At 59.5% G+C, this 26,037-nt stretch carries 22 protein-coding genes; 12 read left to right on the top strand and 10 right to left on the bottom strand.

What is annotated here, in order from left to right:
- Positions 1-187: 187 nt before the first annotated feature.
- Complete coding sequence (locus ACA071_RS01840) at positions 188-2,638, bottom strand: glycogen/starch/alpha-glucan phosphorylase (protein ID WP_497642889.1); 2,451 nt, start codon at positions 2,636-2,638, stop codon at positions 188-190.
- Positions 2,639-2,898: 260 nt separating this feature from the next.
- On the opposite strand from ACA071_RS01840, the gene ACA071_RS01835 reads away from it, so the two are divergent.
- The gene (locus ACA071_RS01835; protein ID WP_149416955.1) at positions 2,899-3,339 is read left to right on the top strand and encodes a YkgJ family cysteine cluster protein; all 441 of its coding nucleotides are present in this window, start codon (positions 2,899-2,901) and stop codon (positions 3,337-3,339) included.
- A 232-nt stretch (positions 3,340-3,571) separates the two neighbouring features.
- Here the strand turns inward: ACA071_RS01835 and typA are convergent, their stop codons facing one another.
- Both typA and thiI read right to left on the bottom strand, forming a co-directional pair.
- Entirely contained in the window at positions 3,572-5,392 is a 1,821-nt protein-coding gene (typA, locus tag ACA071_RS01830; RefSeq protein ID WP_169357454.1) for a translational GTPase TypA, read from the bottom strand.
- Positions 5,393-5,531: 139 nt separating this feature from the next.
- Positions 5,532-6,986: a tRNA uracil 4-sulfurtransferase ThiI gene (gene thiI / locus ACA071_RS01825; RefSeq protein ID WP_054055314.1), complete on the bottom strand. Its 1,455-nt coding sequence runs from the start codon at positions 6,984-6,986 to the stop codon at positions 5,532-5,534.
- 331 nt (positions 6,987-7,317) lie between these two features.
- Between thiI and glnA the strand changes: the two genes are divergently transcribed.
- The 6 genes from glnA to ntrC all read left to right on the top strand — a co-directional run bounded on the left by glnA (position 7,318) and on the right by ntrC (position 14,958).
- Positions 7,318-8,724, top strand: a complete 1,407-nt coding sequence (gene glnA / locus ACA071_RS01820; RefSeq protein WP_131061256.1) for a glutamate--ammonia ligase — start codon at positions 7,318-7,320, stop codon at positions 8,722-8,724.
- A 91-nt stretch (positions 8,725-8,815) separates the two neighbouring features.
- Positions 8,816-10,915, top strand: a complete 2,100-nt coding sequence (locus tag ACA071_RS01815; RefSeq protein WP_497642888.1) for a toxin-antitoxin system YwqK family antitoxin — start codon at positions 8,816-8,818, stop codon at positions 10,913-10,915.
- Positions 10,916-11,082: 167 nt separating this feature from the next.
- Complete coding sequence (locus ACA071_RS01810) at positions 11,083-11,592, top strand: DUF4124 domain-containing protein (RefSeq protein ID WP_497642887.1); 510 nt, start codon at positions 11,083-11,085, stop codon at positions 11,590-11,592.
- A complete protein-coding gene (locus ACA071_RS01805) occupies positions 11,589-12,209 on the top strand; it encodes a DUF4124 domain-containing protein (RefSeq protein ID WP_497642886.1) in 621 nt (206 codons plus the stop codon). The genes ACA071_RS01810 and ACA071_RS01805 overlap by 4 nt, the downstream gene beginning before the upstream one ends.
- A gap of 230 nt (positions 12,210-12,439) precedes the next feature.
- A complete protein-coding gene (glnL, locus tag ACA071_RS01800) occupies positions 12,440-13,525 on the top strand; it encodes a nitrogen regulation protein NR(II) (RefSeq protein WP_497642885.1) in 1,086 nt (361 codons plus the stop codon).
- On the top strand, positions 13,522-14,958 hold the full coding sequence (gene ntrC / locus ACA071_RS01795) for a nitrogen regulation protein NR(I) (RefSeq protein ID WP_054055303.1): 1,437 nt from the start codon (positions 13,522-13,524) through the stop codon (positions 14,956-14,958). Before glnL ends, ntrC begins: the two co-directional genes overlap by 4 nt.
- Before the next feature lie 746 nt (positions 14,959-15,704).
- Here ntrC and ACA071_RS01790 read toward each other — a convergent pair.
- Positions 15,705-16,145, bottom strand: coding sequence for a hypothetical protein (locus tag ACA071_RS01790; protein ID WP_497642884.1), 441 nt, complete (start codon positions 16,143-16,145; stop codon positions 15,705-15,707).
- On the opposite strand from ACA071_RS01790, the gene ACA071_RS01785 reads away from it, so the two are divergent.
- Entirely contained in the window at positions 16,144-16,599 is a 456-nt protein-coding gene (locus tag ACA071_RS01785; RefSeq protein ID WP_007949025.1) for a tRNA (cytidine(34)-2'-O)-methyltransferase, read from the top strand. The genes ACA071_RS01790 and ACA071_RS01785 overlap by 2 nt on opposite strands.
- A 203-nt stretch (positions 16,600-16,802) precedes the next feature.
- On the opposite strand, the gene secB is transcribed toward ACA071_RS01785, so the two are convergent.
- From secB to ACA071_RS01770, 3 genes are read right to left on the bottom strand one after another with little or no spacing between them, the layout of a single operon-like run.
- On the bottom strand, positions 16,803-17,294 hold the full coding sequence (gene secB / locus ACA071_RS01780) for a protein-export chaperone SecB (RefSeq protein WP_497642883.1): 492 nt from the start codon (positions 17,292-17,294) through the stop codon (positions 16,803-16,805).
- A 39-nt stretch (positions 17,295-17,333) separates the two neighbouring features.
- Positions 17,334-17,588 (bottom strand): glutaredoxin 3, encoded by a 255-nt coding sequence (grxC, locus tag ACA071_RS01775; protein ID WP_497642882.1) that lies wholly within the window; start codon positions 17,586-17,588, stop codon positions 17,334-17,336.
- A 1-nt stretch (position 17,589) separates the two neighbouring features.
- Complete coding sequence (locus ACA071_RS01770) at positions 17,590-18,003, bottom strand: rhodanese-like domain-containing protein (RefSeq protein WP_497642881.1); 414 nt, start codon at positions 18,001-18,003, stop codon at positions 17,590-17,592.
- A gap of 153 nt (positions 18,004-18,156) precedes the next feature.
- Here ACA071_RS01770 and gpmI point away from each other — a divergent pair, with 153 nt between their 5' ends.
- From gpmI to ACA071_RS01750, 4 genes are all read left to right on the top strand, one after another.
- Entirely contained in the window at positions 18,157-19,686 is a 1,530-nt protein-coding gene (gene gpmI / locus ACA071_RS01765) for a 2,3-bisphosphoglycerate-independent phosphoglycerate mutase (RefSeq protein WP_497642880.1), read from the top strand.
- 136 nt (positions 19,687-19,822) lie between these two features.
- The gene (locus ACA071_RS01760; protein WP_497642879.1) at positions 19,823-21,118 is read left to right on the top strand and encodes a murein hydrolase activator EnvC family protein; all 1,296 of its coding nucleotides are present in this window, start codon (positions 19,823-19,825) and stop codon (positions 21,116-21,118) included.
- Between the two features lie 34 nt (positions 21,119-21,152).
- Positions 21,153-22,481 carry a S41 family peptidase gene (locus ACA071_RS01755; RefSeq protein ID WP_497642878.1) on the top strand — a complete coding sequence of 443 codons (1,329 nt, stop codon included), beginning with the start codon at positions 21,153-21,155 and terminating at the stop codon, positions 22,479-22,481.
- Between the two features lies 1 nt (position 22,482).
- Positions 22,483-23,259, top strand: a complete 777-nt coding sequence (locus ACA071_RS01750) for a divergent polysaccharide deacetylase family protein (protein WP_497642877.1) — start codon at positions 22,483-22,485, stop codon at positions 23,257-23,259.
- 368 nt (positions 23,260-23,627) lie between these two features.
- Here the strand turns inward: ACA071_RS01750 and ACA071_RS01745 are convergent, their stop codons facing one another.
- The 3 genes from ACA071_RS01745 to hisA form a co-directional block, all read right to left on the bottom strand.
- Complete coding sequence (locus ACA071_RS01745; protein ID WP_497642876.1) at positions 23,628-24,383, bottom strand: substrate-binding periplasmic protein; 756 nt, start codon at positions 24,381-24,383, stop codon at positions 23,628-23,630.
- A 75-nt stretch (positions 24,384-24,458) separates the two neighbouring features.
- The gene (gene hisF / locus ACA071_RS01740) at positions 24,459-25,229 is read right to left on the bottom strand and encodes an imidazole glycerol phosphate synthase subunit HisF (RefSeq protein ID WP_007972752.1); all 771 of its coding nucleotides are present in this window, start codon (positions 25,227-25,229) and stop codon (positions 24,459-24,461) included.
- 9 nt (positions 25,230-25,238) lie between these two features.
- A complete protein-coding gene (gene hisA / locus ACA071_RS01735; protein ID WP_010464588.1) occupies positions 25,239-25,976 on the bottom strand; it encodes a 1-(5-phosphoribosyl)-5-[(5-phosphoribosylamino)methylideneamino]imidazole-4-carboxamide isomerase in 738 nt (245 codons plus the stop codon).
- Positions 25,977-26,037 lie beyond the last annotated feature (61 nt).

Raw genomic sequence — 26,037 nt, 5'->3', positions numbered from 1 at the left:
GTGCGGCGTCTGCGCTGACGCCATCGCGGGCAAGCCTTGCTCCTACAGAAGACACCGATCCCTGTAGGAGCAAGGCTTGCCCGCGATTGACCGCGCAGCGGTCACTGAAACATCCGGCAAAACTGGCGCTTAGTATATCGATCCGGCCCAACGTACGTTGGGCCTTGCTCGCAATTATTGCTAAAAGTTACTCCAAAGCCTTCCAGATATCCGTGGCGTACTCACGAATCGTCCGGTCAGAAGAGAACCAGCCCATCCGCGAGGTGTTCAATACCGCCGAACGCCACCAGGCTTGAGAGTCATGCCAGTGCGCCTCGACGCGCATCTGCGCGTCCCAGTAGGAGTCGAAATCGGCGCAGACCAGGAAGCGGTCGTAGTCGATCAGCGAATCGATCAGCCCGGCGTAGCGGGACGGATCATCCGGCGAGAACACCCCGCCGCGAATCGCTTGCAACACATCATTGAGGCGATGGGACGCGGCAATGTCCGGCGCGGCGTTGAACTCATGGTTCTGTTTGCGCGCTTCAACCTGCTGCGCACTGAGGCCAAAGATGAACATGTGCTCGACGCCAATGCGCTCGCTCATTTCGACGTTGGCGCCATCCAGCGTGCCAATGGTCAGCGCGCCGTTGAGACCGAACTTCATGTTGCTGGTGCCCGACGCTTCGAAGCCGGCCGTGGAAATCTGCTCCGACAAATCCGCCGCCGGAATGATGCTCTCCGCCAGGCTGACGTTGTAGTTGGGCAGGAACACTACTTTGAGCAAACCACGCACGGTCGGGTCGTTGTTCACCACCCGCGCGATGTCGTTGGTCAGTTTGATGATCAGCTTGGCCTGGTGATAACTGGCGGCGGCCTTGCCGGCGAAGATCTTCACCCGCGGCACCCAGTCGATTTCCGGCTCGGCACGAATCGCCTGATACAGCGCGACGGTGTGCAGCAGGTTGAGCAACTGGCGTTTGTATTCGTGTATCCGCTTGACCTGCACGTCGAACATCGCCGCCGGGTTGACCGCGATCCCCAGCCGTTCGTGAATCAAGTACGCCAGGGCTTTCTTGCTGTGCAACCGTTGCTCGGCGAAGGCCTTGCGGAATGCCGGCTTTTCGGCGAACGGCTCCAGGTCGAGCAAACGCTCTTCGGCGTTGTCCAGCAGGTCCGGACCGAGCGCATCGACCAGCATCGACGTGAGTTCGGAGTTGGCCTGGTAGAGCCAGCGGCGGAAGGTGATGCCGTTGGTCTTGTTGTTGATCCGCTCCGGGTAGAGCTTGTGCAGTTCGGAGAACACAGTTTTGCGCATCAGCTGCGTATGCAGCGCCGACACGCCGTTGACGCTGTGGGAACCGAGGAACGCCAGGTTACCCATGCGCACACGGCGGCCGTTGTCTTCTTCGATCAGCGACACCGCGCGCAGCACGTCGAAGTCGTGGATGCCTTTGGCGCGCAGCGAGTCGATGTGCTGGGCGTTGATCAGGTAAATGATCTGCATGTGCCGCGGCAGCATGCGTTCCATCAAACCGACCGGCCAGGTTTCCAGTGCTTCCGGCAGCAGCGTGTGGTTGGTGTACGACAGCGTATCGACCGTGACCTGCCACGCGGCATCCCACGCGACATCGTAGACGTCGACCAACTGACGCATCAGCTCAGCCACAGCAATCGAGGGGTGGGTGTCGTTGAGCTGGATCGCCGCGTGGTCGCCCAGGGTCAGCACCGAGGTGTGCATGTTGCGATGGCGGCGCAGCAAATCCTGCAGGGACGCGGCGACGAAGAAGTACTCCTGACGCAGGCGCAGTTCCTGGCCGGCTTCGGTGCTGTCCGCCGGGTAAAGCACGCGGGAAATACTTTCGGCCCGGGCGACTTCTGCCACGGCGCCCAAGTGGTCACCGGCGTTGAAGCGTTCCAGGTGCAAATCTTCCATGGCGCGGGCACGCCACAGACGCAAGGTGTTGACGCTCGCCCCACGCCAGCCGACCACTGGAGTGTCATAAGCAATCGCCCGCACGGTTTCCACCGGGGTCCAGACTTGCCGGGACTTGCCGGCCTCGTCGGTCACGGTTTCGACGCTGCCGCCAAAGCCGATCGGGTACACGACCTCTGGCCGCTCGAACTCCCACGGGTTACCGAAATCCAGCCAGTGTTCGGTCTGTTCCTGCTGCCAGCCATCGACAATGGCCTGGCGGAACAAACCGTGTTCATAACGAATGCCGTAGCCGTGGCCGGCGATGCCGAGGGTCGACATGCTTTCCATGAAACACGCCGCCAGGCGACCGAGGCCACCGTTGCCCAGCGCCGCGTCGGGCTCCAGCAGGCGGATGCGTTCCAGGTCGACGCCGAGTTCGGTCAATGCTTCGCGGGCGACGTCCAGCAGGCCAAGGTTGCTCAGGCTGTCGTAGAGCAAGCGGCCGATGAGAAATTCCAGGGAGAGGTAGTAAACCCGTTTCTGCCCTTTGCGGTAGATCTGCCGGGTGTGGTCCATCCAGTGTTCGACCATGTGGTCGCGCGCTGCCAGGGCAATGGCTTCGAACCAGTCGTGGTCGAAGGCGTGATCCGGGTCTTTGCCCACCGCGTAGGTGAGTTTGGTCAAGACGGCGTCGCGGAATGCGGCCACCTCTGCTTCGCGAACAAGTGGTTCTTGAGTCATCGATAGGACCTCGAGCGAGCTTTGAGTTGTCTGAGCCTAGACGGTCTGACAGGCGGTATGGGCTCTGGTTCGGCAGTTTTTCCTGATAGTGCGAGATAGGTCGGCATTACATTGTCGTGTGTCTGAATCAATGCAGGGGCCGTGCCGGATTAACGGTGATTATTGGGTGATCCAGAAAAAAACTGGCGAAAGGTTGTTCAAAAATCCACCAGTCCCGGTATCATCGCGCGCCCTGATGCACACGCTGGTAACAACCGATGATGAAGTCCAACCTGATCGCCGCTGCGGAGATCGACCGCCTCGATACCTGGGCCAAGTACTCTGCCCCGATGTGCGGTTCCTGCGTGTCGAGCTGCTGCACCTTGCCGGTCGAGGTCAAGATCAAGGATCTGATCCGCATCGGTATCGTCGACGAGTTCGAACGCGGCGAGCCGGCGAAGAACATCGCCAAGCGCTTGCAGAAGGAAGGGATCGTCGAGCGTTACAACCAGAAGTCCGAGATCTTCACCCTCCAGCGCATGAGCAACAACGATTGCCTGTACCTGGATCGTAAGAGCCGTCTGTGCACTATTTATGAAAAGCGCCCGGATACTTGCCGTAACCACCCGAAAATCGGCCCGCGGCCGGGGTATTGCGCTTACAAGCCCAAAGAAGTGGCGCGTGAGACCAGCAGTAGCCGCCGCACGCTGGAAAAGTTTTAAAAACGCCTTAATCCCGTAGCAGCTGTCGAGCCCCAGCGAGGCAGCGTACGGCTGCGCAGCAGTCGCAGTCCGGTAAATACGGTTGAAATGGTGCACCGCAGCGTTTGGTTTTACGACTGCTGCGCAGCCGAACGCAGCCTCGCAAGCTCGGCAGCTGCTACAGCCAGACAAACAAAAACGCCCCCGACCTTGCGGTCGGGGGCGTTTTTTTAAGCCTTAACTAAGTCGAAACTCAGTTGCCGCTTTTCTTGGCAGCGCGGGTACGCTCGCTTTCGCCCAGGATCTTCTTACGAAGACGGATGGACTTAGGAGTGACTTCGCACAATTCGTCTTCTTGAACGAATTCCAGAGCTTGTTCCAGGGTGAAACGGATAGGCGGAACCAAAGCGATGGTTTCGTCTTTACCCGAGGCACGCATGTTGTCGAGCTTCTTGCCTTTGGTTGGGTTGACGCCCAGGTCGTTGTCGCGGCTGTTGATGCCGACGATTTGACCTTCGTACACGTCTTCACCGTGACCCAGGAACAGTTTGCCGCGAGCTTGCAGGGTTTCCAGCGAGTAAGTCAGAGCCTTACCGGTAGCCACCGAAACCAGCACGCCGTTCTGACGGCCGGACATGTCGCCGGACTTCATTACGTCGTAACGGTCGAAGATCGAGGTCAGGATGCCTGCACCGGAGGTCAGGGTCAGGAACTCGTTACGGAAACCGATCAAGCCACGAGCCGGGATGTTGTACTCAAGGCGCACACGGCCCTTGCCATCCGGAACCATGTTGGTCAGGTCGCCTTTACGGATACCGATCTGTTCCATGATCGAACCTTGCGATTCTTCTGGCAGGTCGATGGTCACGTTTTCGTACGGTTCGTGCTTCACGCCGTCAACCATACGGATGATCACTTCCGGACGACCAACACCCATTTCGAAGCCTTCGCGACGCATGGTTTCGATCAGTACCGAGAGGTGCAGCTCACCACGGCCGGAGACTTTGAACTTGTCGGCGGTGTCGCCTTCTTCAACGCGCAGGGCAACGTTGTAGAGCAGTTCTTTGTCCAGACGCTCTTTGATGTTACGGCTGGTAACGAACTTGCCTTCACGGCCGCAGAACGGCGAGTCGTTAACCTGGAAGGTCATCGAAACGGTTGGTTCGTCAACGGTCAGCGGCTTCATCGCTTCAACGTTCTGTGGATCACACAGAGTGTCGGAGATGAACAGCGACTCGAAGCCGCTGATGCAGACGATGTCGCCGGCAGCTGCTTCTTCAACGTCTACACGGTGCAGGCCGTGGTGACCCATCAGCTTCAGGATACGGCCGTTGCGGCGCTTGCCGTCGGCATCGATCGCAACAACCTGGGTGTTCGGCTTGACGCGACCACGAGCGATACGGCCAACGCCGATGATGCCCAGGAAGCTGTTGTAGTCCAGTGCCGAGATTTGCATCTGGAACGGACCGTCACGGTCAACTTTCGGTGCTGGTACGTTGTCGACGATCGACTGGTACAGCGGGGTCATGTCTTCAGCCATGTCGGTGTGTTCCAGACCGGCAATGCCGTTCAGGGCCGAGGCGTACACAACTTTGAAGTCCAGCTGTTCTTCGGTAGCACCGAGGTTGTCGAACAGGTCGAAGATCTGGTCCAGAACCCAGTCCGGACGTGCGCCTGGACGGTCAACCTTGTTGATCACCACGATTGGACGCAGGCCGGCTTCGAAAGCCTTCTTGGTCACGAAACGGGTTTGCGGCATAGGGCCGTCTTGAGCGTCAACCAGCAGCAGAACGGAGTCAACCATCGACATTACGCGTTCAACTTCGCCGCCGAAGTCGGCGTGGCCCGGGGTGTCCACGATGTTGATGTGGTAGCCGTTCCAGTTGATGGCGGTGTTTTTCGCCAGAATGGTAATACCGCGCTCTTTCTCCTGGTCGTTGGAGTCCATCACGCGCTCGTCGTTGAGCTCGTTGCGCTCCAGGGTGCCGGATTGACGCAAGAGTTTGTCTACCAGGGTGGTTTTACCATGGTCAACGTGAGCAATGATGGCGATGTTGCGTAGATTTTCGATCACTTGTGTATCTCGATCAGAGGATTCGGTGTGCTGACAAGTCTTGGCAGCGATTAACAGTAGAGTCCGGCAAAGCCGTTACAGCTTGACGGCGGCGTCGGGGGGCCGGTGACGCAGGCCACAGGCAAACAGCCCCGGGCACTTAGCTCGGTCGATAAACGCGCACATTGGCATGCCCCTCACTGAGCAAATGGTGGGCATGCAGGCGACTCATCACGCCTTTGTCGCAATACAGCAGGTACTGGCGAGTAGGGTCCAGTTCCTTGAAACGAGCGTTCAATGCATAAAACGGCATCGTCTGTACCTCAATGCCAGCCAGCTCCAGCGGCTCGTCTTCAGCGGCATCCGGGTGACGGATGTCGATGATGATCTGGCCCGCCAGTGCTTCGCTGACTTCTTCGATCTGCAAGTCCTGGCCCAATTCGTCGATCACGCGATCGATCGGCACCAGCTTGGCGTTCTCGAGCGCACGCTCAAGGACTGCCATGTCGAACTGTTGTTCTTCGTACTCCACGCGGTTGCGCTTGGCGTGGGTCTTGGGGTTCACCGAGATGACCCCGCAGTATTCCGGCATGTGCTTGGCGAAGTCGGCAGTGCCGATTTCGTTGGCCAGGTCGATGATGTCCTGCTTGTGACTGGCGATCAGCGGGCGCAAGACCAGCTTCTCGGTCACGCAGTCGATCAAGGACAGGTTCGGCAACGTCTGGCTCGACACCTGGGAGATCGCCTCACCGGTGACCAGCGCATCGATATCGAGCCGATCGGCAATCTTCGATGCAGCGCGCAACATCATACGCTTCAAAACTACGCCCATATGACTGTTATCGACTTTCCCGAGAATTTCTCCCAGTACTTCCTCGAACGGCACACTGACAAATAACACGCGTTGGGAGCTGCCGTACTTCTTCCAGATGAAGTGCGCGACTTCCATGACGCCCAGTTCATGGGCTCTGCCGCCCAGATTAAAGAAGCAGAAATGGCTCATCAGGCCACGGCGCATGATCTGGTAGGCGGCGACTGTCGAGTCAAAGCCGCCGGACATCAGCACAAGCGTCTGTTCCAGCGCTCCCAGCGGATAACCGCCGATGCTGTTGTGCTGGCTGTGGATCACATACAACCGTTGGTCGCGAATTTCGATGCGAACTTCGATTTCCGGCTCTTTCAGGGAAATCCCGGCGGCGCCGCACTGACGACGCAGCTGGCTGCCGACGTATTTCTCCACGTCCATGGACGAGAAGGTGTGATGGCCGCCGCGCTTGCAACGCACCGAAAAGATCTTCCCGGCCAGTGCATCACCGTAGTGCTGCTTGCACTTGGCAACGATGTCGTCGAAGTCGCCCAGCGGGTATTCGTCGACCTGCAGGAAATGCGCGATGCCCGGCATGCAGCTCAGGCGCTCGGTCATCTCCTTCAGGGCCCGGGGCTCAGTGACGCGGGTTTCCAGCTCGAGGTTGTCCCACACACCGTTCACCACCACAGCCGGGTCCAGATCGCGGAGCACGGCACGGATGTTCTTGGCCAATTGGCGGATGAAACGCATCCGTACCGGGCGGCTCTTGATGGTGATCTCGGGGAAGACTTTTACGATTAGTTTCATGAAAACAGCGCGCGCTGGGCCAGCCGAAAAAGGGGGGCGCGGATTATAGCGGAAATTGCTCAAGGTTTAACCAGTTAATATGCAGAAGGTTTCGCGCGCACCAAAACAGGTCATTTACAGAAATAGACGCTACATTACAGGGCGCTTATTTCAGCTTTGCGGTGCATTGCACCTCTATAAGCGTGAAATTGGGGCAAAAAACCCATGGTGGGGCACTGGCATGCAATTTGCTCCCTTGTGAGGCAGGTTGCCTTGGCAGAGTATTCGCGCCGGCATCACCCACATTCTAAGGGCATCCACTACTTAAGCCCGAAGCCACCCGGAGGACACTATGTCGAAGTCGGTTCAACTCATCAAAGATCATGACGTCAAGTGGATTGATCTGCGCTTCACGGACACCAAAGGCACTCAGCACCACGTGACCATGCCGGCTCGCGATGCGCTGGATGAAGCTTTCTTCGAAGAAGGCAAAATGTTCGACGGTTCCTCCATTGCTGGCTGGAAAGGCATCGAAGCTTCCGACATGATCCTGCTGCCGGACGACAGCACTGCCGTTCTCGACCCGTTCACCGAAGACCCAACGCTGATCATCGTTTGCGATGTCATCGAGCCTTCGACCATGCAAGGCTACGATCGCGACCCACGTGCGATCGCCAAGCGCGCCGAGGAATACCTGAAGTCGACTGGTATCGGCGATACCGTTTTCGTTGGCCCGGAGCCTGAGTTCTTCATCTTCGACCAGGTGAAGTTCAAGTCCGACATTTCCGGCTCGATGTTCAAAATCTTCTCCGAACAAGGCTCGTGGATGTCCGACCAGGACATCGAAGGCGGCAACCATGGCCACCGTCCAGGTATCAAAGGCGGTTACTTCCCGGTTCCACCGTTTGACCACGACCACGAAATCCGTACCTCCATGTGCAACGCCATGGAAGAAATGGGCCTGGTCATCGAAGTTCACCACCACGAAGTGGCAACTGCCGGCCAGAACGAAATCGGTGTGAAGTTCAACACCCTGGTCGCCAAGGCTGACGAAGTTCAGACCCTGAAGTACTGCGTGCACAACGTAGCCGTCGCTTATGGCCGCACCGCAACCTTCATGCCTAAGCCACTGTATGGCGATAACGGTTCGGGTATGCACGTTCACCTGTCCATCGCCAAAGATGGCAAGAACACCTTCGCTGGCGAAGGCTATGCCGGCCTGTCCGATACCGCCCTGTACTTCATCGGCGGCATCATCAAGCACGGTAAGGCACTGAACGGCTTCACCAACCCGTCGACCAACTCCTACAAGCGTCTGGTCCCAGGTTTCGAAGCTCCAGTGATGCTGGCCTACTCGGCTCGCAACCGTTCCGCTTCGATCCGTATTCCTTACGTGTCCAGCCCTCGCGCTCGCCGTATCGAAGCTCGCTTCCCGGATCCGGCAGCCAACCCGTACCTGGCCTTCGCGGCCCTGGTAATGGCTGGCCTGGACGGCATCCAGAACAAGATCCACCCTGGCGATGCTGCTGACAAAAACCTGTACGACCTGCCGCCTGAAGAGGCGAAAGAGATCCCACAAGTTTGCGGCAGCCTGAAAGAAGCCCTGGAAGAGCTGGACAAAGGTCGTGCGTTCCTGACCAAAGGCGGCGTGTTCTCCGATGACTTCATCGACGCTTACATCGCTCTGAAAAGCGAAGAAGAAATCAAGGTCCGCACCTTCGTACACCCACTGGAATATGAGCTGTACTACAGCTGCTGATCCGGTAGCGCTGCTTCACGCGGCGTGACAAAAAGAGGCCTCCTTCGGGAGGCCTTTTTTGTGCGCGCTCGTTTCCCCCGGACACACATCCATGGATAATCCGCCGCTCTCGCGCCCCGCCCGGCGCCCTGACGAAGGGATTCGTATGAAGTGTCTGGCTTACCTCTGCCTGTTGACCTGCCTGTGCTTGAGCACCGCTCACGCCGCGCCTTTTTATGAGGGCAAGCCGCTGGCCCACCCGGCCATCGACAGCCTCCAGGACAGCCAGGCAACCCTGGCCTTCATCAAGGAAAGCAAAGGCGTCACCGCTTATTACTGCCTTTGCCAGAAGCCGGATCGCCAGCCGCAAGCGCTCGACTCCTATGGCGACGCCTCCATCGAAGCCGTGTTCAATACCCCGCTGGACAACGAACACACCTCGATGCTGGTGCTGTTCAAGGTGAAAAACCGCTACGGCATTCGCGCCTACCGCTTCTCCGAGAGCCCGGAAATCTACGTCAGACTCACCCGACTGCAACCCGCCCTAGACCGCATCACCAACGATCAGAAAAACCTGAACGCATTCATTGTCCGCAAGGCACTGACGAAGCTGAGCCCGTTTGACTATCGCGTCCACTATGAAGAAACCGGGGTCACCGAGTTTGATCAAATCGATCACACCGCCGGCACCCTTGTCAGCTATTTCGATGACCAGAAAAACCCGGTCCCCGAAGATCTGTCCAAGGACAACATCAGCACCTACAAGAAAACTTTTCAGAAGAAGAACGGACGCTTCCTGACGGTGACTTACTGGCGCGGCACGGATAAAGCGGAGCGCTTTTACAGTGATCGGACGGCGTATAACTTTCAGATTTCCAGCATCGCCTGGGAAACCGATCCGACGCAGTTTGACGGCACGCGTGATGGCGATGCCGTGACCTTTAACGACGGACTTCTGCGCTCCATCGGCCAGTACAAAAACAATCTGCGAACCGGTGAGTGGACCTTTCAGAAAGGCTGGGAGAATCGCTCGAACGGCGCCTACGTAAACGGCAAACGTCAGGGCCGATGGAGCATCTGGACGCCCCAGGAACTGCAGGTCGGCAACTACGAGAATGACTGGCGCGAAGGTCGCTGGCGAACCTCGCCGCCAGACGACGATGAGCCCGAGTCCTACGGTTTCGTCAACTACCTGCACGACCAACTCCAAGGCCCCAGCGAACGGCGCAGCAATGGTGTGGTAACCGAGCGGGGCGATTATCAGAACGACAAACGCCAAGGCCCCTGGCTGACCGAGGCCGGTGAAGGCGCCTTTGAAAATGACCTGCAAAGCGGCCCCTGGATACTCAAGGCCAAAGAGGGACACACACAACGTGTGAGCTTCGTCGAAGGCAAGAAGGAGGGCGAGCTGCGGGATACCGACGCCAGCGGCACGCTGACGCTGATCGAGCATTACAAGGCCAGCGTGCTCGCAGGTACCCGGGAAGGCTATGCCGCGAACGGCAAACTGACCTTCCGCGAGCAGTATGAAAATGGCAAACCGCATGGCCCGGCCCAGCATTTCAGCACCGACGGCAGCCGCCTCATTAGAGAGATGACCTGGCGCGATGGCGTGCTCGACGGCCCTTATCGCGACTACTTCGACGACGGCATAGTCGCCTCCAACGGCGACTACGTCGATGGAAAATTTGTCGGCACCTGGATCGATCGTGACCTCAAGGGCGCCGTGGCGCTGGAAACGACCTCATGCAGCTTCGACGAGAACGGGCCGAAAGTCGGTCTCTGTGGGAAGTTCCGTGTTTTCAAGGAAGGAAAACTGGAAAGCGAAAGCGAATACCTCTACGGGCACAAACAAAACTACGTCGAATACAACGTTGAAACCGGGAGAAAAACCCAGGAAATGATCATCGGCACGGACGATCAGGTCACGGTTAGTAGCTATGGTTCTGACGGCGGCTGGTGCACGCTGACCAAAAAAGGCTTCAGGCTGATGACCATCAACCAGCAACCGGTTAAAGACTACGACGGTGCCGAACTGTACGGCGAACAGCTGTGTTTCCACCCGAACGGCGTAGTCAGCAGCCGCTATTTTTTCGACCGTGGCTTTCTGGGCTGCACGGTTAACTACGACGAAACAGGCAAGGAAATACCGGAACGCTGCGCCCCGCCGACGCCAGAAATGGAACGACGCAAGCAAAAATTCATTCACTGATTTTGCGACCAGCGACAAACCAATGTGGGAGCGGGCTTGCTCGCTCCCACATTGGTTGGCGGGTGACCAATAAGCCTCGGTAAATCATGCCCAAATGTTTACAACTTGGGTCTATCGCCAGCCCTGGCCTATGCTGCAACCCAACGCCTTCGCTTGCGGTCAATCTTATGGGTCGTGGTTTTCTACTGATGTTGCTGTTGATCGCGCTGCCCGCCGCAGCGCAGATCTATAAGTACACCGACGCCTCCGGCAACACCGCCTACAGCAATCAGCCACCCGATGGCGTCAAGGCGCAGCCGGTGGAGTTGCCGCCGCTCAACAGTGTCGCCCCCTCGGCACCTGTGACACCTCCCGCTGAAGCCAGTCACCGCGAACAGGCCCGCAGCGCCTACGAGGTACTTGAGCTAACCGGCCTGCCCACCACCGAAGCCCTGCGCGCCAACAATGGCACCTTCACCGTCAGCGTGCTGATCAAGCCGCGCCTGCAAGGCCCGCACCTATTCAGGCTGTTGCTGGATGACCAACCTTACGGGCAGCCGAGCAACGTGCCGATCCTGCAACTGGTGAACATTGATCGCGGGGAACACAGCCTCGCGGTCCAGGTGATCAACGGGGAAAGTGTCGTCCAGCAAAGCCCCTCCGTGACCTTCACCGTGCAACGGGTGCACAAGCCTTGAAGGGCTGGTTGCTGATCGCCTGCCTGATCGCCTTCCCGGCAATGGCCGACGTCTATACCTACATCGACGCCCAGGGCAATCGGGTTTTCACCGATCAACCGCGCCCCGGCAACGCCAAGCGTGTGCCGTTGGCCACCAGCAATCGCATGTCCTCAAACCCGACCGGCGCCGCGCCACTGATTGCCGCGGAAAAACCCGAAGAAAAACCGCTATTCCACTACGACATGCTGCGCGTGCTGGTACCAGAACCGGACGCCACGATCCGCAGCAGTGCTGGCGAGGTGATTGTCAGCGTTACCAGCGAACCCGGCCTGCAACGCGGTCACCGCTACCGTTTGTTACTCGATGGCCTACCCACCGCAGAACCAGGCCTCAGCCCGGTGTTCGCCTTGAGCAATATCGACCGTGGCAGCCATAACCTGTCCGTGGAAATCCTCGATGAGCAGGGTCGCACCGTCGAGCGCACCGCCAATCAACCCTTCCACATGCTGCGTATTTCCCTGGCGCAGAAGCGCAAGGTCAAGCCCTGCACCCTCACCGACTACGGCCAACGGCCAGAATGTCCGCTCAAAGACAAACCTCCCGAAGAAAAAAATCCCTTCCTGAAGTTCTTCTAACCTCGTTCAGGTTTGCGCACTATATTGGTGCAATCGGTTGCACCGTACCCACATCGAAACCCATTTTGGTTCGAAAGTACCCGCGAAAGCTGGCAGAACGCCACGCGATCGAGCGCTAAACGCCCGTTTCAGGCCTTAAACGCTTCTTTTCGGAGCTTTGGTTTGTTTTTTGCATTTTCCCCGCATCAGCGCTCATTTGTTGCGCGCACCCTGCTCCAAAAGAGGTCCGGATGACCATTAGCGACGCACTGCATCGACTATTACTCGACAACCTGACCACTGCCACCATCCTGCTCGACGCCGAACTGCGCCTTGAGTACATGAACCCGGCGGCGGAGATGCTCCTGGCCATCAGCGGCCAGCGCAGCCATGGGCAGTTCATCAGTGAGTTGTTCACCGAATCCACCGAGGCGCTGAATTCCTTGCGCCAGGCGGTCGAGCAGGCGCACCCGTTCACCAAGCGCGAAGCGATGCTCACCGCCCTCACCGGCCAGACCCTGACCGTCGACTACGCGGTTACGCCGATCCTGAGCAATGGCGACACCATGCTGCTGCTGGAAGTCCATCCCCGTGACCGCTTGCTGCGGATCACCAAGGAAGAGGCGCAACTGTCCAAGCAGGAAACCAGCAAGATGCTGGTGCGTGGCCTGGCTCACGAAATCAAGAATCCGCTGGGCGGGATTCGCGGCGCGGCGCAATTGCTCGCTCGCGAGCTGCCGGAGGAAAGCCTGCGCGACTACACCAACGTCATCATCGAAGAAGCCGACCGCCTGCGAAACCTGGTCGACCGGATGCTCGGCTCGAACAAATTGCCGTCGCTGGCCATGTGCAACGTGCACGAAGTGCTGGAGCGGGTCAGTCAGTTGGTGGAGGCCGAAAGCCAGGGCTGCATCACGTTGGTGCGCGACTACGACCCAAGCATCCCCGACGTATTGATCGATCGCGAACAAATGATTCAAGCGGTGCTGAACATCGTGCGCAACGCTATGCAAGCCATCAGCAGCCAGAACGAGCTGCGCCTGGGCCGCATCAGTCTGCGCACCCGCACCATGCGCCAGTTCACTATCGGCCACGTGCGCCATCGCTTGGTGACCAAGATCGAGATCATCGACAACGGCCCGGGCATTCCTGCGGATTTGCAGGAAACCATCTTCTTTCCCATGGTCAGCGGCCGCCCGGACGGTACCGGGCTGGGCCTGGCCATTACCCAGAACATCATCAGCCAGCACCAGGGCCTGATCGAGTGTGACAGCCACCCAGGCCACACCACTTTCTCGATCTTTCTGCCACTGGAACAAGGAGCCACATCGACATGAGCCGTAGTGAAACCGTGTGGATCGTCGATGACGACCGTTCTATCCGTTGGGTCCTGGAAAAAGCCTTGCAACAAGAAGGCATGACCACGCAAAGCTTCGACAGCGCCGATGGCGTGATGAGCCGTCTGGCGCGCCAGCAGCCGGATGTGATCATCTCCGACATTCGCATGCCGGGTGCCAGCGGTCTGGACCTATTGGCGCGGATTCGCGAACAACACCCACGGCTGCCGGTCATCATCATGACCGCCCACTCCGACCTGGACAGCGCGGTCGCCTCTTATCAGGGCGGCGCGTTCGAATACCTACCCAAGCCATTCGATGTCGACGAAGCGGTGTCCCTGGTCAAGCGCGCCAACCAGCACGCTCAGGAACAGCAAGGCCTGGAAGTCCCGGTCGCTTTGACCCGCACCCCGGAAATCATCGGTGAAGCGCCGGCGATGCAGGAAGTGTTTCGCGCCATCGGGCGCTTGAGCCACTCCAACATCACCGTGCTGATCAACGGCGAATCCGGCACCGGTAAAGAACTGGTGGCCCACGCCCTCCACCGTCACAGCCCACGGGCGGCGTCGCCGTTCATTGCGCTGAACATGGCGGCGATCCCAAAAGACCTGATGGAATCCGAACTGTTCGGCCATGAGAAAGGTGCGTTCACCGGCGCGGCCAACCTGCGTCGCGGGCGTTTCGAGCAGGCTGACGGCGGCACATTGTTCCTCGATGAGATCGGCGACATGCCGGCGGACACCCAGACCCGTTTGCTGCGGGTGTTGGCCGACGGCGAGTTCTACCGCGTCGGCGGTCATACGCCGGTGAAGGTCGATGTGCGCATCATCGCCGCGACTCACCAGAACCTGGAAACACTGGTCCACGCCGGGAAATTCCGCGAGGACTTGTTCCACCGTCTCAACGTGATCCGCATTCATATCCCACGGCTGTCGGACCGTCGCGAAGACATCCCGACCCTGGCCAAGCACTTCCTCAGCCGCGCTGCGCAAGAACTGGCGGTGGAACCGAAGCTGCTGAAAAGCGAGACCGAGGAATACCTGAAGAACCTGCCGTGGGGCGGCAACGTGCGTCAGTTGGAGAACACCTGCCGCTGGATCACGGTGATGGCTTCGGGTCGCGAAGTGCACATCAGCGACCTGCCGCCAGAACTGCTGAACCTGCCGCAGGATTCGGCGCCGGTGACCAACTGGGAACAAGCGCTGCGCCAGTGGGCCGACCAGGCTCTGGCACGCGGTCAATCGAGCCTGCTCGACAGCGCCGTGCCGGCGTTCGAGCGGATCATGATCGAAACCGCCCTCAAACACACCGCCGGCCGCCGCCGCGATGCTGCGGTTTTGCTGGGTTGGGGGCGTAATACCCTGACGCGCAAGATCAAGGAGTTGGGGATGAAGGTCGATGGTGGAGATGATGATGAGGGGGAAGAGGGCTAGTTACGGCTGATCGTTCCCACGCTCCGCGTGGGAATGCCTCAACGGACGCTCCGCGTTCGGCTCTGGATGGGACGCGGAGCGTCCCGGGCTGCATTCCCACGCAGAGCGTGGGAACGATCAATATCGACTGTTCTACCGCTTTCGCGAGCAAGCTCGCACTTTTAAAGCTTCGTGCACCGCCGCAATGCACCGTGAACCGCAATCGCGCACGGCACCCAATCCAGAATCCCGCCCGAGTTCGCAATCGAACCCCGATCGAAAAAACACGAAAGCCCCGAATTACGGGGCTTTCAGCGCTTCGACATGACTTTGTGTTTCATTTTATTAAAACCTGGCACGCCCCCTGCAATAGTCCATTCAGTGATTCAGTTCACTACCCGGTTTCGGGGACCTTGGTACAGGCAGGCCGGGGATTCCCCTCTTTACATCGGGCTCACACCGCAAACGCGACGAGCCCAACCCGTTTTGGGGCCCTTGATACAGGCAGGTCAGGGGTTCCTTCTTTACACCGGGACTGACGCCGCAAAGCGTAAGTCCCTGCCGTTTTGGGAACCTTGGTACAGGCAGGCCGGGGATTCCTTCTTTACACCGGGACTGACGCCGCAAAGCGCAAAGTCCCTGCCGTTTTGGGAACCTTGGTACAGGCAGGCCGGGGATTCCTTCTTTACACCGGGACTGACGCCGCAAAGCGCAAAGTCCCTGCCGTTTTGGGAACCTTGGTACAGGCAGGCCGGGGATTCCCTCTTTTATTGCTCTCGGAGATGGATCTCCAGCCGCCAGCGGTCATCGACCTCGCTACCGACCCACTCGCCCAGCAGCGGCCGGGCCGCCACCACCGTCAGCAACAATCCCCCATCACTCAACCGCACGCGCCAGTTCACGTCTTTGCCGTTGAGCTTGAGCTGGCCTTTCTGCGCCTTGCCTTCGGCACCGAACAACAACGCGACGCTGCCGTCCACGATCTCGCCGTGGGTCTTGGGCTCGTTGTTGAACCACACCACTAAACCATCGGCTGTGACCTCGACCTGCTGCAATTCGCTGGGGTCGGGGGTGGTCAGGCGGCCGATCATCAGCCCGACCATCATCCCGACAATCGCCAGCGAACCGATCACCCGCGGGAATAGTTTCGAACGGTTGTCCACGGGCGGCGTAGAATGCCGCTCATCTTTACCTTCGGAGCCGTGCATGTTTCACGTCATCCTTTTCCAACCAGAAATTCCGCCGAATACCGGCAACGTTATCAGGCTGTGCGCCAACAGTGGCTGCCACCTGCATTTGATCGAACCGCTGGGCTTCGAGATGGACGACAAGCGCCTGCGCCGGGCCGGCCTCGATTACCACGAGTACGCCACCCTGCAACGCCACGCCGACCTCGCCAGTTGCCTGGAAAGCCTCGGTCATCCACGGCTGTTCGCGTTTACCACCAAGGGCTCGCGACCGTTTCATGATGCCAGCTTCGCCGAGGGCGACGCCTTCCTGTTCGGCCCGGAAAGTCGTGGCCTACCGGCAGAAGTACTCGACGCCCTGCCCGGCGAACAACGCCTGCGCCTGCCGATGCGCGAAGGCTGCCGCAGCCTGAACCTGTCGAACACCGTGGCCGTCGCCGTGTACGAAGGCTGGCGTCAGCTCGGCTTCAAGTAACCCCGCGCCTGGTCGCCTGATCGTTCCCACGCTCCGCGTGGGCATGCAGCCCGGGACGCTCTGCGTCCCAAAGCGGACGCGGAGCGTCCCTAGAGGCATTCCCACGCGGAGCGTGGGAACGATCACGCCCGCCCGCAGCCGTTTCATCCCGCCCATGAAAAAAGCGCCTGTTACGGCGCTTTTTTCGTTGCTGCATCGAACGCTTACTGAACGGTTGGAGTCTCGCCATCCGCCTGCATGCGTTGCAGTTCTTGTGCGTACAGCGCGTCGAAGTTCACTGGAGCCAGCATCAGGGCCGGGAACGAACCGCGGGTTACCAGGCTGTCCAGGGTTTCGCGAGCGTACGGGAACAGGATGTTCGGGCAGAACGCGCCGAGGGTGTGGCTCATCGAAGCGTCGTCCAGGTTCTTGATCAGGAAGATCCCGGCCTGTTGCACTTCAGCGATGAACGCCACTTCACCGTTTTCACCGTTTTTCACGGTAACGGACAAGGTCAGCACGACTTCGTGGAAGTCACCTTCCAGGGCCTTTTGACGGGTGTTCAGATCCAGACCAACGCTCGGTTCCCACTGCTGGCGAAAGATCGCCGGGCTTTTCGGGGCTTCGAAGGACAAGTCACGTACGTAGATGCGCTGCAAGGAGAATTGCGGTGCGGTTTCTTCTTCGCTAGCTGCAGTGTTCTGTTGGTCAGTCATCTCAGATCCTTTCTGATCTTGGGTCTTGTAGGGAAGGCATTAGGCCTTGAGCATGGCGTCGAGCTTACCCGCGCGCTCAAGGGCAAACAAATCATCACAACCGCCGATGTGGCGATCGCCGATCCAGATCTGCGGCACTGACGTACGTCCGGCCTTCTGAGCCATCGCGGCGCGCAACTGCGGCTTGCCATCGACCTTGATCTCTTCGAAGGCCACGCCTTTGTTCTCGAGCAGGTACTTGGCTCGCGAGCAGTAAGGGCAGTAATCGCTGGAATAGACGACGACGTTGCTCATATCACTTCACCAGCGGCAGGTTGTCGCCCTTCCAGCTGGAAATCCCACCGGAGAGCTTGGCGGCGGTGAAGCCGGCTTTCAAGAGTTCGCGAGCGTGAGTGCCGGCAGTCTGGCCTTGGGCATCAACCAGAATGATGGTCTTGGCCTTGTGCTTTTCCAGTTCGCCGACGCGAGCAGTCAGTTTGTCGTGAGGAATGTTCAACGCGCCAACGATGTGACCGGCGGCGAAATCCTTGGCCGAACGGATGTCGATCACCACGCCTGCGTCCTTGTTGACCAGCCCGGTCAGTTCACCGGTGCTCAGGCTACGACCGCCACCTTTCATCTCATGGGCGATCAGCAGAGCCAGCAGAACAACGAAAATGCCGGCCAGCAAATAGTGGGTGGTGGCAAATGCAATCAGGTGATCAAGCATTTAAGGTGGTTCCAGGGCGTGAAAAGTGGGCCAGTATACACAGCCCCTATGGCGGGCCAAACCCCGTCCGGCGGTGACGCGGTCGGAACTTCGCTTTAAACTGCCACTCCCTTTTCCATTGCCCTCTTTTTAACTCAGCCACGAGTGGAATCCATGACTACCACGCCTAAACCTTTGGTCCTGATTATTCTCGATGGCTTCGGTCACAGTGAGAGCCACGAAGCCAACGCCGTGTACTCGGCCAAGAAGCCGGTTCTGGACCGTCTGACCGCCACCGTACCGAACGGCCTGATCTCGGGCAGCGGCATGGACGTCGGCTTGCCCGACGGCCAGATGGGCAACTCCGAAGTCGGCCACATGAACCTTGGTGCCGGCCGCGTGGTGTATCAGGACTTCACCCGCGTAACCAAATCGATCCGCGACGGCGAGTTCTTCGAGAACCCGACCATCTGCGCCGCCGTGGATAAAGCCGTCGCTGCCGGTAAAGCCGTGCATTTCATGGGTTTGTTGTCCGATGGCGGCGTTCACAGCCACCAGGATCACCTGGTCGCCATGGCCGAACTGGCCTTCAAGCGCGGCGCCGAAAAAATCTACCTGCACGCCTTCCTCGACGGTCGCGACACGCCACCGAAGAGCGCCCAGTCCTCCATCGAACTGCTCGACGCGACCTTCCAGGCCCTCGGCAAAGGCCGGATCGCCAGCATTGTCGGCCGCTACTTCGCCATGGACCGCGATAACCGTTGGGACCGCGTGGCCCAGGCCTACAACCTGATTGTCGACGGCACGAGCGAATTCAACGCCGCCACCGCCCAGGAAGGCCTGCAAGCCGCTTACGAGCGTGGCGAGAGCGACGAATTCGTCAAGGCAACTTCCATCGGTGAGCCGGTGAAAGTCGAAGACGGCGACGCCGTGGTGTTCATGAACTTCCGCGCCGACCGCGCCCGTGAGCTGACCCGCGTATTCGTCGAAGACGGTTTCAAGGACTTCGAACGCGCCCGCCAGCCGAAACTGGCCGGCTTCGTCATGCTGACCCAATACGCCGCCAGCATTCCTGCGCCGTCGGCTTTCGCCGCCGGCAGCCTGGAAAACGTGCTGGGCGACTACCTGGCGAAAAACGGCAAGACCCAGCTGCGCATCGCCGAAACCGAAAAGTATGCGCACGTGACCTTCTTCTTCTCCGGCGGTCGCGAAGAACCGTTCCCGGGCGAAGAACGCATCCTGATCCCTTCGCCAAAAGTCGCCACCTATGACTTGCAGCCGGAGATGAGCGCGCCGGAAGTCACCGACCGCATCGTCGATGCCATCGACAACCAACGCTTTGATGTGATCGTGGTCAACTACGCCAACGGCGACATGGTCGGCCACAGCGGCAACCTTGAAGCCGCAGTGAAAGCCGTGGAATGCCTGGACCTGTGCGTCGGACGCATCGTCCACGCGCTGGATAAAGTCGGCGGCGAAGCGCTGATTACCGCCGACCACGGCAACTGCGAAAAAATGTCCGACGAAGAAACCCACCAGGCCCATACCGCTCACACCACCGAGCCGGTGCCGTTCATTTATGTCGGCAAGCGTGACTTCAAGGTGCGCGATGGCGGCGTGCTGGCGGACGTGGCGCCGACCATGCTGATGTTGATGGACCTTGAGAAGCCAGCCGAAATGACTGGCACTTCGATACTGGTCTGATAGCAAAAGCCCCCCATAAACAGCCCGAAACGGCTTTTTATGACGAACGCCTCAAAGCAGTTGCCTTTGAGGCGTTTTTTTTGCGGCGCTTGGCGGGCATACTAGGCCGTCCCTTTCCCTGGTGTCGCCCGCCTCTATGCTTCGCGTCCTGATAGCCCTTGCCCTGACTTGCCTGCTCCAACCGGCCTTCGCTGACGAGCGCGCGCAAACCCAACAACAGTTGGACGCCACGCGTCAGGACATTGCCGAGCTGAAAAAACTGCTGGGCAAACTGCAGGAAGAAAAATCCGGTGTGCAGAAAGACCTCAAGGGCACCGAGACCGAGATGGGCAAGCTTGAGAAGCAGGTCGATGCTCTGCAAAAAGAGCTGAAGAAAAGCGAATCCGAGCTGCAGCGACTCGATGGTGAGAAAAAAAAACTCCAGAGCGCGCGCATTGAACAGCAACGACTGATCGCCATCCAGGCCCGCGCGGCCTATCAGAACGGCCGTCAGGAGTACCTGAAACTGCTGCTCAACCAGCAAAACCCGGAAAAATTCGCCCGCACCCTGACCTATTACGACTACCTGAGCCAGGCCCGCCTGGAGCAGTTGAAGAATTTCAACGAGACCCTGCGCCAACTGGCCAATGTCGAAAAAGACATTTCCATGCAACAGGCGCAGTTGCTGGTCCAGAAAAGCAGCCTCGACAGCCAGCGCGACGAACTCGACAAAGTCCGCCAGGAACGCCAAAAAGTCCTGGCCAAGCTCAATGACGACGTAAAGGCTCGCGATCAGAAGCTGGCCACCCGCGAGCAGGATCAGGCAGATCTGTCTAAAGTCCTTAAAACTATTGAAGAAACCCTGGCCCGTCAGGCCCGTGAGGCAGAAGAGGCGCGGCAAAAAGCGCTGATCGCCCAGCAGGAAGCCGAAAAAAAGCGTTTACGTGAGGCTCAGGAACAGGCCGATGCCACTACTGATGCCCCACGCAAACCGCCTAAATCGACACCCGGCGCGCTGGTTTCAAGTTCAGGCGAGACCTTCGGCGGCGCATTTGCTTCAACCCGCGGCAAACTTCCATGGCCGGTTGATGGTCGACTGTTGGCGCGCTTCGGCGAAAGCCGCGGCGACGACGCCCGGACCAAGTGGGATGGGGTGATGATCAGCGCCTCCGCCGGCAGCCAGGTGCATGCCGTGCACGGTGGTCGCGTGGTGTTCGCCGATTGGTTGCGCGGCGCGGGGCTGCTGGTGATTCTGGACCACGGCAACGGTTTCTTGAGTCTTTACGGTCACAACCAGACGCTGCTCAAGTCTGCGGGTGACGTGGTTAAAGCCGGTGAGTCCATCTCCACTGTCGGTAACAGTGGCGGCCAGGACACACCAGCGCTGTATTTCGCAATTCGTCAGCAGGGTCACCCGAGTGATCCGGCGCAATGGTGCCGCGCGCAAGGATAGGCGTTGAGTCACCTACATTAGGAGTTCGTTCGACATGCTGCATTTGTCCCGCCTTACCTCGCTGGCCCTGACGATCGCCCTGGTGATCGGCGCGCCTCTGGCGTTTGCCGCTCAGCCTGCCCCGGCAGCTGCGCCAGCTCCTGCACCTGCGGGCACGGCTGCGACCACCAAGGCGCCATTGCCTCTTGACGAGTTGCGCACCTTTGCCGAGGTCATGGACCGGATCAAGGCGGCCTATGTCGAACCGGTAGATGACAAGACCCTGCTGGAAAATGCCATCAAGGGCATGCTCAGCAACCTCGACCCGCACTCCGCCTACCTGGGCCCGGAAGACTTCGCTGAGCTGCAGGAAAGCACCAGCGGCGAATTCGGCGGCCTGGGCATCGAAGTCGGCGCCGAAGACGGTTTCATCAAAGTGGTTTCGCCAATCGATGACACCCCGGCCTCCAAGGCGGGCATCCAGGCCGGCGACTTCATCGTCAAGATCAACGGCGCACCGACTCGCGGCCAGAGCATGACCGAAGCCGTAGACAAGATGCGCGGCAAGATCGGCCAGAAGATCACCCTGACCCTGGTCCGCGATGGCGGCACACCGTTCGACGTGGTGCTGACCCGCGCCACCATCCAGGTGAAGAGCGTCAAGGCGCAGTTGCTGGAATCCGGCTACGGCTACATCCGCATCACCCAGTTCCAGGTCAAGACCGGCGAAGAGGTCTCCAAGGCCTTGGCCAAGCTGCGCAAGGACAACGGCAAGAAGCTCAACGGCATCATCCTCGACCTGCGTAACAACCCGGGCGGCGTGCTGCAAGCGGCGGTTGAAGTGGTCGACCACTTCATCACCAAAGGCTTGATCGTCTACACCAAGGGCCGCATCGCCAACTCCGAGCTGCGCTTCTCCGCGACCGGCAAGGATGAAAGCGAAGCCGTGCCGATGGTCGCACTGATCAACGGCGGCAGCGCCTCGGCTTCGGAAATCGTCGCCGGCGCCTTGCAGGATCAGAAACGCGCAGTGGTCATGGGCACCACGAGTTTCGGCAAAGGCTCGGTACAAACCGTGCTGCCGCTGAATAACGATCGCGCCCTGAAGATCACCACGGCACTGTATTACACGCCGAACGGTCGCTCGATCCAGGCACAGGGCATCGTCCCGGACATCGAAGTGCGCAAGGCCAAGATCACCAACGAGCAGGACGGCGAGTACTTCAAGGAAGCCGATCTGCAAGGTCACCTGGGCAATGGCAACGGCGGCGCCGACAAGCCGACCTCCAGCAGCAAAGCCAAGGCGATGCCGCAGGATGACGATTACCAACTGGCCCAGGCCCTGAGCCTGCTCAAAGGGCTGAGCATCACCTCCGGCCGCTGAGATGCGCCTGTGGTTCATCCTCGGCCTGTTGTGCTGTCTGGCGGGTGCTGCTCACGCGGAACCCGCCAAGACCACGCCACACAAGGCCTACCTGACACTGATCATCGATGACCTGGGGCAGAACCTGCCCCGGGATCGTCGCGTGCTCGCCCTACCCGGCCCGGTGACCACGGCTATCATGCCCGACACACCCCACGCCGCTGAATTCGCCCGCGAAGCCCATCGCGCCGGCAAGATCGTCATCCTGCACATGCCCATGGACCCGGCCACCGGCCCGTTCGCCTGGCACCCCGACTTGCCCATCGAAGAGCTGGAAAAACGCCTCGACGCGGCGTTCAAGGCTGTGCCGTACACCGCCGGCATCAACAACCACATGGGCAGCCGCATGACCGCGCAGCAACCGGCCATGGCCTGGCTGATGGCGGATTTGCAGCGCCGGCACAAGTTCTTCGTCGACAGCCGCACCAGCGCGCAAACCGTTGGCGCGGCTGAAGCACAGAAGATTGGGCTGGCGAGTGTCTCGCGGGATGTGTTTCTCGATGACGAGCGCACTGAAGCGGCGATTTTCACGCAGCTACAAACAGCGATCAGTCTGGCGCACAAGCAGGGTTCGGCGGTGATGATCGGGCATCCGTATCCGCAGACACTGGCGGTGCTGGAGCGCGAGTTACCCAAGCTCAAGAGTCAGGGGATTGATTGGATTGATATCAAGTTAATGATCAGCGTGCGCGGCAATCGCGCCACTGCGGCCCACGGGAAAGATGGCGTGTACCGCTAAAAGATCGCAGCCTTCGGCAGCCCCTACAGGGACATGCGTTCGGCGCAGGAGTTGAGATCATTCCCACGCTCCGCGTGGGAATGCAGCCATGGACGCTCCGCGTCCACTGTGACGCGGAGCGTCACGGGAGGCATTACCACGCGGGAGCGTGCGAACGATCAGCGAATAGTCAGAGATACTTCGCCATGATCTCGTCCACCACGCCTTCCTTGCGCAACTGATCCAGCGCAGCCTGAAGCTTGGCCACCACCGGAGATCGTTCCCACGCTCCGCGTGGGAATGCAGCCATGGACGCTCCGCGTCCACTGTGACGCAGAGCGTCACGGGAGGCGTTACCACGCGGGAGCGTGGGAACGATCAGCGAATAGTCAGAGATACTTCGCCATGATCTCGTCCACCACACCTTCCTTGCGCAACTGATCCAGCGCAGCCTGAAGCTTGGCCACCACCTCATCCGGCACGTCTTTGTTCAACGCCAGATACAACTCGGCGCTGTTGAACCGCAGCACAGTCTTCAGTCCGGTCACACCGTCCTGGCGCGCCAAATAACGGCCCGCCGGGTCACCGGTTGCCCACAAATCAATCTGTCCACTGACCAGCTTCTTGGCATTGTCCTGATCCCGCAGCACCACAATCGGCTTCAACCCTTGCTTGGCCAGGGTCTCGGCAATCGCATCACCCTTGTAGGCGCCGATCTTGTACTTGCGCGCCTGCTCGAGCGACTCGAGGGTGATTTTGCTGTCAGCCTTAGCCAACATGATCCAGTCATCCGGGCCGATAGGGCCGACCCACTTGAAGAGCTTTTCGCGATCCGGCAGCCGCGCCATCACAAACACGCCGTAACCGGGTTTTTCCAGGGCGATCTTGTAGATTCGCTCCCAAGGGAAACGTAGCGTCAGGCTGTAGGTGATGTTGGCTCGTTTGAACATCTCGCGGACGATGTCCACGGCGATGCCATTGATGTTCTCGTCCTGAGCGAAGTTTTTGCCGTTCTTCGCCATGTTGTAGGGCGGGAAGTTTTCCGTCAGCAGCACCAGGTCGGTGGCTGGGCTTTCTTCGGCGCGGGCTGCGTTGATGAGCAACAGAGAAGCGCTGGCGAGGACAAGAAGAAGACGTTTAAGCATGTCGGGCTACCGGAATCCATGGCGTGCCCAAGAGTGCCCTGAGCCCGCCATGCTGTCCACTGGCCTGTATCGGTTTTAGCGCATCACGATGCCGCGATGGGCCATGTAGGCCTTGGCTTCCTGCACGGTGTATTCGCCAAAGTGGAAAATACTCGCCGCCAATACCGCGCTGGCGTGGCCTTCGATAATGCCGTCGGCCAGATGCTGCAGATTGCCGACGCCGCCGGAAGCGATCACCGGAATACCCAGCGCATCGCTGATCGCCCGGGTGACGCCCAGGTCGAAGCCGTTTTTCATGCCGTCCTGGTCCATGCTGGTCAGCAGGATTTCACCGGCACCCAGGCCTTCCATTTTCTTCGCCCATTCAACGGCGTCGAGACCGGTCGGCTTGCGGCCGCCGTGGGTGAAGATTTCCCAGCGCGGGGTTTCTCCCGGGCCAGAGACCTTCTTCGCATCGATGGCGACGACGATGCATTGCGAACCAAAATGCTGCGCCGCTTCGCCGACGAATTCCGGATTGAACACGGCGGCGGTGTTGATCGAAACCTTGTCCGCGCCGGCATTCAGCAAGTTGCGAATGTCCTGCACGGTGCGCACGCCACCGCCGACGGTCAGCGGGATGAACACCTGGCTGGCCATGCGCTCGACGGTATGCAGCGTGGTGTCGCGACCATCGACGCTGGCGGTGATGTCGAGGAAGGTAATCTCGTCGGCACCCTGCTCGTCGTAGCGACGGGCGATTTCTACCGGGTCGCCGGCATCACGGATGTTCTCGAACTTCACACCTTTGACGACCCGGCCGTTATCCACGTCCAGGCAAGGGATGATGCGTTTGGCCAGCGCCATGGTCAGTCCTCAGCCTTTGTACGAATCGCAGAAAGCTTGCGCTTCAGCGACGTCGAGGGTGCCTTCGTAGATCGCCCGGCCGGTGATCGCGCCGATGATGCCCGGTGCCTTGGCGTCGAGCAGCGATTTGATGTCACCCAGGTTGTGAATACCGCCGGAGGCGATCACCGGGATGCGCGTGGCAGCGGCCAGCGCGGCGGTGAACGGAACGTTGCAGCCCTGCATCATGCCGTCTTTGGCGATGTCGGTATAAACGATCGCCGACACGCCGTCGGCTTCGAACTGCTTGGCCAGGTCGATCACCTGAATAGTGCTGATCTCGGCCCAGCCATCAGTGGCAACAAAACCGTCTTTGGCATCCAGACCAACGATCACTTTGCCCGGAAACGCGCGGCAAGCTTCAGCAACGAAAGCCGGATCTTTCACGGCTTTGGTGCCGATGATCACGTAGCTCACGCCGGCTTTGACGTAGTGCTCGATGGTTTCCAGGGAACGGATACCGCCGCCGATCTGGATCGGCAGGTTCGGGTAGCGTTTGGCGATGGCGGTGACCACTTCGCCGTTGACTGGCTGGCCTTCGAAGGCGCCGTTCAAATCGACCAGATGCAGACGACGGCAACCGCCCTCCACCCACTTGGCAGCCATGCTCACCGGGTCATCGGAGAACACCGTGGAATCTTCCATGCGGCCCTGGCGCAGACGAACACAGGCACCGTCCTTGAGATCGATAGCGGGAATAATCAGCATGCTTTTTCCTTCGTCAAAAGAGCTGCAAGCTGCAAGCCATAAGCTGCAAGCGCGCACGCGT

Source organism: Pseudomonas sp. LBUM1646, assembly GCF_059716165.1.
The sequence above is the reverse complement of the archived record's forward strand: the minus strand, read 5'-3'. Positions and strand labels throughout refer to the sequence as shown.

What these genes read in the sequence shown, in the direction of transcription:
- hisA (WP_010464588.1), bottom strand. Translation starts at nt 25,976, where the DNA reads ATGCTGATTATTCCCGCTATCGATCTCAAGGACGGTGCCTGTGTTCGT.
- ntrC (WP_054055303.1), top strand. Translation starts at nt 13,522, where the DNA reads ATGAGCCGTAGTGAAACCGTGTGGATCGTCGATGACGACCGTTCTATC.
- glnA (WP_131061256.1), top strand. Translation starts at nt 7,318, where the DNA reads ATGTCGAAGTCGGTTCAACTCATCAAAGATCATGACGTCAAGTGGATT.
- secB (WP_497642883.1), bottom strand. Translation starts at nt 17,294, where the DNA reads ATGACTGACCAACAGAACACTGCAGCTAGCGAAGAAGAAACCGCACCG.
- ACA071_RS01785 (WP_007949025.1), top strand. Translation starts at nt 16,144, where the DNA reads ATGTTTCACGTCATCCTTTTCCAACCAGAAATTCCGCCGAATACCGGC.
- ACA071_RS01750 (WP_497642877.1), top strand. Translation starts at nt 22,483, where the DNA reads ATGCGCCTGTGGTTCATCCTCGGCCTGTTGTGCTGTCTGGCGGGTGCT.
- ACA071_RS01790 (WP_497642884.1), bottom strand. Translation starts at nt 16,145, where the DNA reads ATGCACGGCTCCGAAGGTAAAGATGAGCGGCATTCTACGCCGCCCGTG.
- hisF (WP_007972752.1), bottom strand. Translation starts at nt 25,229, where the DNA reads ATGGCGCTGGCCAAACGCATCATCCCTTGCCTGGACGTGGATAACGGC.
- ACA071_RS01810 (WP_497642887.1), top strand. Translation starts at nt 11,083, where the DNA reads ATGGGTCGTGGTTTTCTACTGATGTTGCTGTTGATCGCGCTGCCCGCC.
- ACA071_RS01815 (WP_497642888.1), top strand. Translation starts at nt 8,816, where the DNA reads ATGGATAATCCGCCGCTCTCGCGCCCCGCCCGGCGCCCTGACGAAGGG.
- ACA071_RS01835 (WP_149416955.1), top strand. Translation starts at nt 2,899, where the DNA reads ATGAAGTCCAACCTGATCGCCGCTGCGGAGATCGACCGCCTCGATACC.
- ACA071_RS01840 (WP_497642889.1), bottom strand. Translation starts at nt 2,638, where the DNA reads ATGACTCAAGAACCACTTGTTCGCGAAGCAGAGGTGGCCGCATTCCGC.
- ACA071_RS01745 (WP_497642876.1), bottom strand. Translation starts at nt 24,383, where the DNA reads ATGCTTAAACGTCTTCTTCTTGTCCTCGCCAGCGCTTCTCTGTTGCTC.
- ACA071_RS01760 (WP_497642879.1), top strand. Translation starts at nt 19,823, where the DNA reads ATGCTTCGCGTCCTGATAGCCCTTGCCCTGACTTGCCTGCTCCAACCG.
- gpmI (WP_497642880.1), top strand. Translation starts at nt 18,157, where the DNA reads ATGACTACCACGCCTAAACCTTTGGTCCTGATTATTCTCGATGGCTTC.
- ACA071_RS01755 (WP_497642878.1), top strand. Translation starts at nt 21,153, where the DNA reads ATGCTGCATTTGTCCCGCCTTACCTCGCTGGCCCTGACGATCGCCCTG.
- grxC (WP_497642882.1), bottom strand. Translation starts at nt 17,588, where the DNA reads ATGAGCAACGTCGTCGTCTATTCCAGCGATTACTGCCCTTACTGCTCG.
- thiI (WP_054055314.1), bottom strand. Translation starts at nt 6,986, where the DNA reads ATGAAACTAATCGTAAAAGTCTTCCCCGAGATCACCATCAAGAGCCGC.
- glnL (WP_497642885.1), top strand. Translation starts at nt 12,440, where the DNA reads ATGACCATTAGCGACGCACTGCATCGACTATTACTCGACAACCTGACC.
- ACA071_RS01770 (WP_497642881.1), bottom strand. Translation starts at nt 18,003, where the DNA reads ATGCTTGATCACCTGATTGCATTTGCCACCACCCACTATTTGCTGGCC.